General features: G+C 58.6%; 9 protein-coding genes and 3 pseudogenes. 6 read left to right on the forward strand and 6 right to left on the reverse strand.

The genetic code is table 11. From position 1 onward, the window contains the following. Positions 1-51: 51 nt before the first annotated feature. Together ACYUCQ_RS15940 and ACYUCQ_RS15945 are read right to left on the reverse strand one after the other, a co-directional pair. Complete coding sequence (locus tag ACYUCQ_RS15940; RefSeq protein ID WP_460255543.1) at positions 52-762, reverse strand: IS6 family transposase; 711 nt, start codon at positions 760-762, stop codon at positions 52-54. A gap of 139 nt (positions 763-901) precedes the next feature. Continuing rightward, positions 902-1342, reverse strand: a complete 441-nt coding sequence (locus ACYUCQ_RS15945) for a MerR family transcriptional regulator (RefSeq protein ID WP_460255544.1) — start codon at positions 1340-1342, stop codon at positions 902-904. Positions 1343-1482: 140 nt separating this feature from the next. Between ACYUCQ_RS15945 and merA the strand changes: the two genes are divergently transcribed. From merA to ACYUCQ_RS15970, 5 genes and pseudogenes are all read left to right on the forward strand, one after another. Next, positions 1483-3129, forward strand: a complete 1647-nt coding sequence (gene merA / locus ACYUCQ_RS15950; protein ID WP_460255545.1) for a mercury(II) reductase — start codon at positions 1483-1485, stop codon at positions 3127-3129. A 26-nt stretch (positions 3130-3155) separates the two neighbouring features. Beyond that, positions 3156-3737 carry a thioredoxin domain-containing protein gene (locus ACYUCQ_RS15955; protein WP_460255546.1) on the forward strand — a complete coding sequence of 194 codons (582 nt, stop codon included), beginning with the start codon at positions 3156-3158 and terminating at the stop codon, positions 3735-3737. Beyond that, positions 3734-4255 (forward strand): hypothetical protein, encoded by a 522-nt coding sequence (locus tag ACYUCQ_RS15960; protein ID WP_460255547.1) that lies wholly within the window; start codon positions 3734-3736, stop codon positions 4253-4255. Before ACYUCQ_RS15955 ends, ACYUCQ_RS15960 begins: the two co-directional genes overlap by 4 nt. An 88-nt stretch (positions 4256-4343) precedes the next feature. Next, positions 4344-4421: pseudogene (locus ACYUCQ_RS15965) on the forward strand (hypothetical protein); the annotation flags it as partial. Between the two features lie 45 nt (positions 4422-4466). Then, positions 4467-4929, forward strand: a pseudogene (locus ACYUCQ_RS15970) (transposase); the annotation flags it as partial. Between the two features lie 212 nt (positions 4930-5141). Here ACYUCQ_RS15970 and ACYUCQ_RS15975 read toward each other — a convergent pair. After that, the gene (locus ACYUCQ_RS15975; RefSeq protein ID WP_460255548.1) at positions 5142-5423 is read right to left on the reverse strand and encodes a hypothetical protein; all 282 of its coding nucleotides are present in this window, start codon (positions 5421-5423) and stop codon (positions 5142-5144) included. A gap of 14 nt (positions 5424-5437) precedes the next feature. Here ACYUCQ_RS15975 and ACYUCQ_RS15980 point away from each other — a divergent pair, with 14 nt between their 5' ends. Beyond that, the gene (locus ACYUCQ_RS15980; protein ID WP_460255549.1) at positions 5438-6079 is read left to right on the forward strand and encodes a DUF6969 family protein; all 642 of its coding nucleotides are present in this window, start codon (positions 5438-5440) and stop codon (positions 6077-6079) included. 168 nt (positions 6080-6247) lie between these two features. On the opposite strand, the gene istB is transcribed toward ACYUCQ_RS15980, so the two are convergent. From istB to ACYUCQ_RS15995, 3 genes and pseudogenes are all read right to left on the reverse strand, one after another. Continuing rightward, positions 6248-7009, reverse strand: a complete 762-nt coding sequence (gene istB, locus ACYUCQ_RS15985; RefSeq protein ID WP_460255550.1) for an IS21-like element helper ATPase IstB — start codon at positions 7007-7009, stop codon at positions 6248-6250. Next, the gene (locus tag ACYUCQ_RS15990; protein WP_460255551.1) at positions 7009-7902 is read right to left on the reverse strand and encodes a Mu transposase domain-containing protein; all 894 of its coding nucleotides are present in this window, start codon (positions 7900-7902) and stop codon (positions 7009-7011) included. The genes istB and ACYUCQ_RS15990 overlap by 1 nt, the downstream gene beginning before the upstream one ends. Positions 7903-7948: 46 nt before the next feature. Further along, positions 7949-8076: pseudogene (locus ACYUCQ_RS15995) on the reverse strand (IS6 family transposase); the annotation flags it as partial.

The following is an 8076-nucleotide window of genomic DNA, read 5'->3' on the forward strand; positions in this document are numbered from 1 at the left end:
GGCATTGTCAGGTTGATTGGATGAGGTGCGATTGGCCTGGGTTACGATCGATCAGGCGACCACGTTGGCGGCATAATCGGCCCAGAGTGAAAATGCGTCAGCCCGACTATGACGGAATGATCGGGCGGAGAGGCGGTGGCGTTTCGGGCGGAACAGGGTGATGATCTGGTCGTGGGTGGCAAGAAATCTCTGGGCTTGGCCGGCGGACTTGAACCGGGCCATAATCTTCTCTCGTCGTCTTGTATGGCGATGAGAGGCTTCGATCCTGTTGTTCAGCCGCTTGTGGGACCGATGATCGGCACTGCGGCAATCGTTTCGGAGGGCAACCTCGTAGCTCCGCAGCTTGTCGGTCACCACGACGCGCGGCTGGCCCCATCGGCGCATCAGCTTGCGGAGAAACCGTCGGGCAGCACGGGCATTGCGGCGTTTCTGGACCAGGATGTCCAGCACGTCGCCCCGGTCATCGACGGCACGCCATAGCCAGTGCGGCTCACCGCCAATGGTGATCACCATCTCGTCGATATGCCATTTGTCGCCCGCCGGCGGTCTGTCGCGCCGGATCCGTGCTGCGATCTGCGGCCCGAACCGATCGACCCATACCCGGATCGTCTCGTAGCTCACCGTCACACCGCGTTCAGCCAGCAAATCCTCAACGTCGCGCAGGCTTAGGTTGAACCGGTAGTAGCTCCAGACCGCGTAGGCGATCACCGACCGGGGGAAGCGATACCCCTTCAATCGCAACATAGAGGTCAAATCCATCATGCCAAAGGGCTACGGGCACCGGGAGGTATCGTCAACCTGACAATGCCCGCGTCATAGTCGGGCTGACGCATTTTCACTCTGGGCCGATTATGCCGCCAACGTGGTCGCCTGATCGATCGTAACCCAGGCCAATCGCACCTCATCCAATCAACCTGACAATGCCTGCAGCGTTGTCCCCCTGGCTGCACTGAATGACCAATGCGCCGAGGACAGCTTGCATCGTGGTTAAGTCAGCAATCTTACTTGCGATTTCGGTGAGGTGATATTGGGCCAGTAACTGCACTTTCTCGCACGCATCACCAGTCCCTTCGGCAAGAGCGAGCAATCCACGCACTTCATCTAGGGAAAAACCAAGTTCACGCGCCCGGCGGATAAAAGTAATCCGAGCAATATCACTTTCATTATAGACCCGCCGACCAGTTTCAGTGCGCAGCGCCAGGGGAAGAACGCCAGCTTTTTCATAAAACCGGATCGTGTCGATACTGCAGCCACTCCGCTGCGAAACAATGCCGATTGGAACAGTCTGCTTAGCCGACCGGCTCAAGGGTCCATGGGGTGGTAAATTTTTTGTTGAAACCATCGAATACCTCTTGCTTCTGGAGTAACTCCAGCACCCATACTACAATCTGTTGGAAGGACCAGTCCGATCTCGCATCCCAGAGGGATAAATTTTTAGCGCGATCGCTAAGGCACTTCGGAATTCTGAGAAGGATATGACGCATGGAGACATTATCACTACGGGTCACCGGTATGACCTGCGAGCACTGCGCGCGCAGCGCCGAAGCGGCGCTCAATCAGCTGCCAGGGGTCGAGGCGTCAGTATCGTATCGTGATGGGATTGCCAAAATCCGTGGAGAAGCGCTGGGCGGCTTGGCAACCCTGAGGGCGGCGGTGGCCAAACGCGGCTATAGCCTTGAGCCCTTGACGGATGCGCAATCTCCCGACGGGGATGGTTCAGGACTGCATATCGCAATCATTGGCAGCGGGGGGGCTGCCTTCGCCGCTGCGATCCGCGCGGCCGATGAGGGGGCGCGAGTTACCATGATTGAGCGCGCTCCGCTCATTGGAGGCACTTGCGTCAATGTTGGCTGCGTCCCCTCGAAAATCCTCCTGCGTGCCGCTGAAATCAGGCACGAACAAGCGCATCACCCCTTTGCCGGGATCGGACGATCCGACACTCCGGTTGATCGCCCCGCCCTGCTCACCCAACTCCGAGCTAGGGTCGATGCGCTACGGGGTGCAAAATATGAGAGTATTCTCGACGACAAGCCAGGAATTACGTTGCTGCGTGGGTCAGCGCAGTTTGAGAACGCGAGGACCGTCATGGTGACGAATGCAGCAGGCGCGGAAACTCGGCTCACGCCGGACCGTATCCTGATTGCCAGCGGAGCGACCCCGACCATTCCAGCGGTTCCTGGATTAGCGGATACGCCCTATTGGACCTCAACTGAGGCTCTGTTCGCCGCTGCGGTTCCAACAAGTCTCATCGTGATCGGCTCGTCATTTGTCGCACTCGAACTCGCTCAAGCCTATCACCGACTTGGTTCCAAAGTCACTGTTCTTGCACGCGCCACTCTGCTCACTCGCGATGATCCGGAACTCGGCGCCGGATTGTGTTCGGCGCTTGAAGCCGAAGGCATCAAAATCTTAACCGAGACGAGCGCTCGGGCCGTAAGCTATCAAGACAATCGGTTCAACCTGACGCTTAAAGGAGGCGTCCAGGACGGCTCGATACTGGTCGCCGAACAGCTCCTCGTTGCAGCGGGGCGGCGACCGAACACGGACGATCTCGCGCTCAATCAGGCCGGGGTAACGACCGATCCTATGGGCGCCATCGTTGTTGACGATCACTTGCGCACCTCGGTCGAGCATATCTACGCGGCTGGCGATTGCAGCACGATGCCCCAACTCGTCTATGTTGCCGCGGCTGCTGGCACCCGTGCCGCGATCAACATGACCGGGGGTGATGCCGCTCTCGACTTGTCGATCGTTCCGGCAGTCGTCTTTACGGATCCTTCCGTTGCTACCGTTGGGCTTGATGAGGTTCAAGCCAAGGCAGCGGGCATCGACACCATCACCCGTCGCCTTGACCTTGAGAACGTTCCTCGGGCTCTCGCCAATTTTGACACAACTGGCTTTGTCAAACTCGTCGCTGACGCGGGGTCACAACGCCTGATCGGGGCTCAGATCCTTGCCCACAATGCCGGGGAAATGATCCAGACCGCTGCGATCGCCATAAAATATCGCATGACCGTGCAGGAGCTTGGCAGCATGTTGTTCCCATATTTGGTGATGACGGAGGGTCTCAAGCTCGCTGCCCAAACCTTCACTAAGGACGTCTCACAGCTCTCCTGCTGTGCTGGTTAAATCTTTTATCCCTCGAAAGGAGCTACATGATGAACGCATCCCTAATCCCAACCGGCTCAACTTCCCGCCGCCTCGCACTGCTTGCCGCTTTAATGGCGCTGCCGACCTTTGCCTTCGCCTCCCCTTCGGGAGTCATGGGCCCGAAGAATGCGCCAAGCACCGGCAATCAGCCAGCGCCCGCCGCGTCATTCGTGAGCCATGGTAAGACCATCTCGCTCGACACTTATAAAGGCCATCCGATCATGCTGTGGCAGGTTGCTACCTGGTGCGGCAGTTGTCGGGCCGGACTGCGCGTCTTTGCGCAGAAAAAGGCCATGATCGACAAAACCAATATCAGAGTAATTGTTTTACGCGACTACAAAAATGGTGGCTATCCGGGTATCGGCATTACCAAATTCGCCACGCAGGCCGCGCCGAGCCTGATGCATGATCCACATTTTATTTTCGGTGATGACACCAAGGCGCTCTACACGCTCTACAACCCGCATCATTATGTCGATGTCTACGACCTGATCAGCAAAGACAGGAAGATCAAAACTGTTTCCTCGACCCCATCGGCAACGTTCGGAAAGATCAAGGCATTTATCGCTTCGGAGAACAAATCATGATGACCGCGACGATGCAAAATATCGCGCAGATGCCGATTGCGATCCGCATGGCATTCGCTGACCGGCGGGCGCTGCTGTGGGGCGTAGCGACGTTCCTTATCGGGCTTATTTTCTATCTCCTGGTCCTGCCTGCCACGGATACTGGTGGTGCGATCGGCCTAGTGTCGCTCCAATTCCTCTCTGTCGGCGAGACGCTTTTGGCTCTGATCATGGCAGGTTTACTTGGGTTGACCACAGCACTCGGGATCTATGGGCTGCGGCAGGGAGGCAGCGCGACATCGGGTAAATCCATGTTGGGCGCGATTGTCGCTGTATTACCCACGTTGCTATGTTGCTCGCCGGTGCTGCCCTTGGCCGTTGCGGCCATTGCCTCGGTGTTGCCGGCAGCCGGCACACTTGGTCTGCCAATCCAGGGTTTTGTTGCCACCCATGAAACGTGGCTATACGCCATTGCTATCGTGCTGATGCTCTGGGGCCTCTACGGCAACGCCCGCCGTGCGCTGCATTGCGCCTGTTAGAGCGGGATGAGTTTTGAGGGAATCGGGTGGGATTCCCGAATCGGCTTTTACCTGGTTCGATGTTTGGACTGGATGGGGGCCAGTTTGGATGACGAAGGCTTATTCGATTGATTTACGCGAGCGCGCGGTTGCGCGTGTATTGGCGGGTGAGAGCGTTCGGTCTGTTGCATCTGTTCTGAGCGTCAGCGCGTCAAGTGTTGTGAAGTGGGCGCAACGGAAGCGCTCGACGGGGAGCGTGGCGCCTGGCCAAATGGGTGGGCATCGGCCGCGGGTGCTGGTCGGCGAACACCGCGAATGGCTTTTGCGGCGTGTGGGATCTGATTTTACGCTGCGTGGTCTGGTTATGGAGCTTGCAGACCGTGGCTTGAAGGTAGACTACCGGACGGTTTGGAATTTCGTTCACGCTGAGCGGCTCAGCTTCAAAAAAAAGCGTTATGCCCGCCGAACAGGATCGGCCAGCTATCGCCCGTCGGCGGTTGTTTTGGAAGAAATATCAGGGTAAGATTAATCCGAGCCGCTTGGTCTTTGTTGATGAGACATGGGCTAAAACGAACATGGCGCCACTGCGCGGATGGTGCCTGCATGGCCAAAGGCTGGCGGCCAAGGTGCCGTATGGACACTGGAAAACGATGACCTTTATCGCCGCTCTGCGCTGCGACGAGATCACCGCACCTTCAATAGACTGGAATTAACGGCATTGAGCATTTTGCTCATGCACTCTCGTCGATTGATTTTCCGCGCAGTTGCCCTCTGTATTCAAATGAACCGCCGACACGATATCGCGAGCCATGGGGTTTCTCATGGGGCGTGGTCTTGGCTGCGCGCGATCCGATCACAAATCTCGGGTTCATTCAAAAACCATCCACGGAGGATCAATCATGACAAATCAGTCAGCCCCAAATCGCATCACAAAAGCGTCACTCGCACTGGGTTCCGCCGTAGCCATTGTCGGGCTGGTTGCGACACTTCCCGCCCATGCAGCGACGGCCCCTAATCCTTGCAGTGGCAAGAGCACGACCTCGAAATCGGTGGGCAAGATGGACAACATGAAATCATCGCACGCGGCGATGTCAAAGCCCGACAAAAAGATGGATACCATGAAATCGACCCACATGGCGATGTCGAAAAAGAAGACAAAGTCATCCAACTGTGCGGCCTGCTCCGGCAAATAATCCTGTCGCCATGGTCAACTATGACCAAGATCGGATTGCAGCGGGCGCCGCGCTGGTTGCCGCGCTGCGTTCGATTGAAGACCGAGGTTCAAATTTAGTTGCCGAATTTCTCAATGATGGATCGTTCATCGCATTCGAACATTATCCGCCCGGCGATGTCTTTGATTCGGCGACTGGAGCGCAATATTATTTTCATGCCCATGCGCCGGATGAGCATCGCCAGGGCAACGCAGGCTGGGCTGAGATCGGTCATATTCACACATTCATCCGGCCCGAGGGTCGGCATGAGGATGCGCCGATCCATCATCTGATTGCGATTGCCCTTGATCGGTTTGGTCGCCCCATAAGTCTATTTACCACTAATCGCTGGGTTACTGGCGACGATTTTATCCCGGCGCCAAAAGCGATTGAGTTTGCGCAAGCCTACCACTTGACGGACCAAGCGCCTGCCAGCCGATTTATCAATGCTCTATTCGCCTTGTTCACCACCGATATCAAGAATCTTCTCCGCGAGCGGGATGCAAAGCTTGATGCGTGGAAGCGCCTGCATCCAAACGATGACGCGCTGGAAGAGCGATCGCTCGAGATCACATCATCGCGCATGATCGATATTACTGCTGTGCTGGCCGAGCTTCAAAACATGGTTGATTGACTGGTTAGGTAACTGAGCACCAACTGAATTGGCCCCAGCAACGTGGCTGTGACAATGGATTCTGGCCCACTTGTGCTGATGAATATTGGCCCACCTCCGGGGGGTGGACAGGCATTGCCGCCCCGCGGGGCGGCAATGCCTGTCAGCGGGTGTTTTTCTCCTTCCTGTTCATGATTTGCTGGCCGTCCGTTGCGCCGTGGTGCGGCGGAAGCGGTAGGAGTCCGTGCCGGTTGTGATGATGTGGGCACGGTCGGTCAGGCGGTCGATCAGCGCCTTGCACAGGCGCGGATTGGGAATGACCTGCGACCATTCGGAGAACGGCAGGTTGGTGGTGACAATCACCGCCGCCTTTTCCGCCCGATCGGCGATCACCTGGAACATCAACTCGCACGCGGTCTCCGCCAGCGGCACGTAGCCGAGCTCGTCGATGCAGATCAGATCGAGCCGTTCCCAGCGGCCGAGTGCGCGGCTGAGCTGGTTGGCGTGCGCCGCCTCAGCCAGTTCGTTGATCATCGCTGTCGCCGTGGTGAACCGCACCCGCTGGCGCTGACGGCAGGCGGCCACGCATAACCCCGTCGCCAGATGCGTCTTCCCGGTGCCCGCTTCGCCGACCAGTAGGATCGGCTCCGCCTTGGTCACGTAATCGCCCGCGGCCAGATCCCGCAGGTGCGCCGCTGAGACGCCAGAGCGGTCGAACTCGAACCCTTCCAGGGTCTTCATTCTGGGCAGCTTTGCTTCCTTCAGCAGCCGCGCGATCGCATGGCTTTCACGCTCCTCCATCTCGGCCGCCAGAAGGGCTTCGAGATACCCGACATGCGATTGCGTCTCGCGGATCGCCGCCTCGGCCAAGCGTGCGAACTGGCTGCCGATGGTCGGCATCCGCAGCGCCTTGCACTGCTGGCGTATTGTCTGGTCCTGCATGTCGCCCATCACGCGTGCCCCTGGCAGGGGGCTGTGAGCAGCGTGTCATAATCGGCGACGCTCGGCATCGGCCGGTCGTAACGGGCCAGTTCGCCGACATCGATCGGCGCTGCTCTGGGCTTGTTCAATCGCGCCTCCGTCAGCAGGTAACGCACCGCCCCTACGTCGCAGGCCCCGAGCGAGACGGTGGTAGCGATCGCCGTGCACAGCCGATCATGGCCAAATTCCTGGCCGAGCAGCAGCACGGTGATCATCGCGTGCGTGCCCTTCTCCTTGCCGTGGCGTGCCCGCAACCGAGCCCACAACTCGTCGTAGCTGTCGGGCCAGCGGCCTGCCGTGCGCCATTGCGCCAACGGCTTGGAGCCCGCGAACGCGCCTGGCTTGTGGTTCAGCACCTCGAGATAGTGCTCGAGATCAAGCACATGCTGGTACCGCCGATGGCAACGCTCGTGGCGCGCAATCTGCTTGCCGGCGTGCCAGATCTCGACATGCAGCGGCCGGATCCGCGCCTCCACCCGTGTGCCGACCTTCACCGGCACCGAGTAGAAATTTGTTTTCAACGTGACACAGCCGTGCTTGTCGACCAGCGGGAAGGCAATCTCTGCGATGTCGAACCCCTCGGTCGCGCATGGCAGCAGATGATCGCGCTCTATATTCATCGTGGTGCCTACCGTGTCGATCCGCCCGGCCAGAACGCGCGATTCATCGGCCCGGCAATCGGCGAGCAGACTGGCGTTCAGCGCATCGAGATCGGCCATGGCGGGGACCGGCACCAGATGATTGCGCCGGAAATATCCGCCTTCGCCCTCAATGCCGCCCTTCTCATGACCCTGGGCCGGATTGCAGAATTCAGCGCTTAACCGCCAATGCGAGCGGAACGCCACGAACCGCACCGTCGGCATTGTCAGGTTGATTGGATGAGGTGCGATTGGCCTGGGTTACGATCGATCAGGCGACCACGTTGGCGGCATAATCGGCCCAGAGTGAAAATGCGTCAGCCCGACTATGACGGAATGATCGGGCGGAGAGGCGGTGGCGTTTCGGGCGGAACAGGGTGATGATCTGGTCGTGGGTGG

The organism is Acidiphilium sp. MT5, assembly GCF_054767495.1.

Coding starts and splice junctions, on each gene's coding strand:
- ACYUCQ_RS15990 (WP_460255551.1), bottom strand. CDS start 7,902: ATGCCGACGGTGCGGTTCGTGGCGTTCCGCTCGCATTGGCGGTTAAGC.
- merA (WP_460255545.1), top strand. CDS start 1,483: ATGGAGACATTATCACTACGGGTCACCGGTATGACCTGCGAGCACTGC.
- ACYUCQ_RS15980 (WP_460255549.1), top strand. CDS start 5,438: ATGGTCAACTATGACCAAGATCGGATTGCAGCGGGCGCCGCGCTGGTT.
- istB (WP_460255550.1), bottom strand. CDS start 7,009: ATGGGCGACATGCAGGACCAGACAATACGCCAGCAGTGCAAGGCGCTG.
- ACYUCQ_RS15960 (WP_460255547.1), top strand. CDS start 3,734: ATGATGACCGCGACGATGCAAAATATCGCGCAGATGCCGATTGCGATC.
- ACYUCQ_RS15945 (WP_460255544.1), bottom strand. CDS start 1,342: ATGGTTTCAACAAAAAATTTACCACCCCATGGACCCTTGAGCCGGTCG.
- ACYUCQ_RS15955 (WP_460255546.1), top strand. CDS start 3,156: ATGATGAACGCATCCCTAATCCCAACCGGCTCAACTTCCCGCCGCCTC.
- ACYUCQ_RS15940 (WP_460255543.1), bottom strand. CDS start 762: ATGATGGATTTGACCTCTATGTTGCGATTGAAGGGGTATCGCTTCCCC.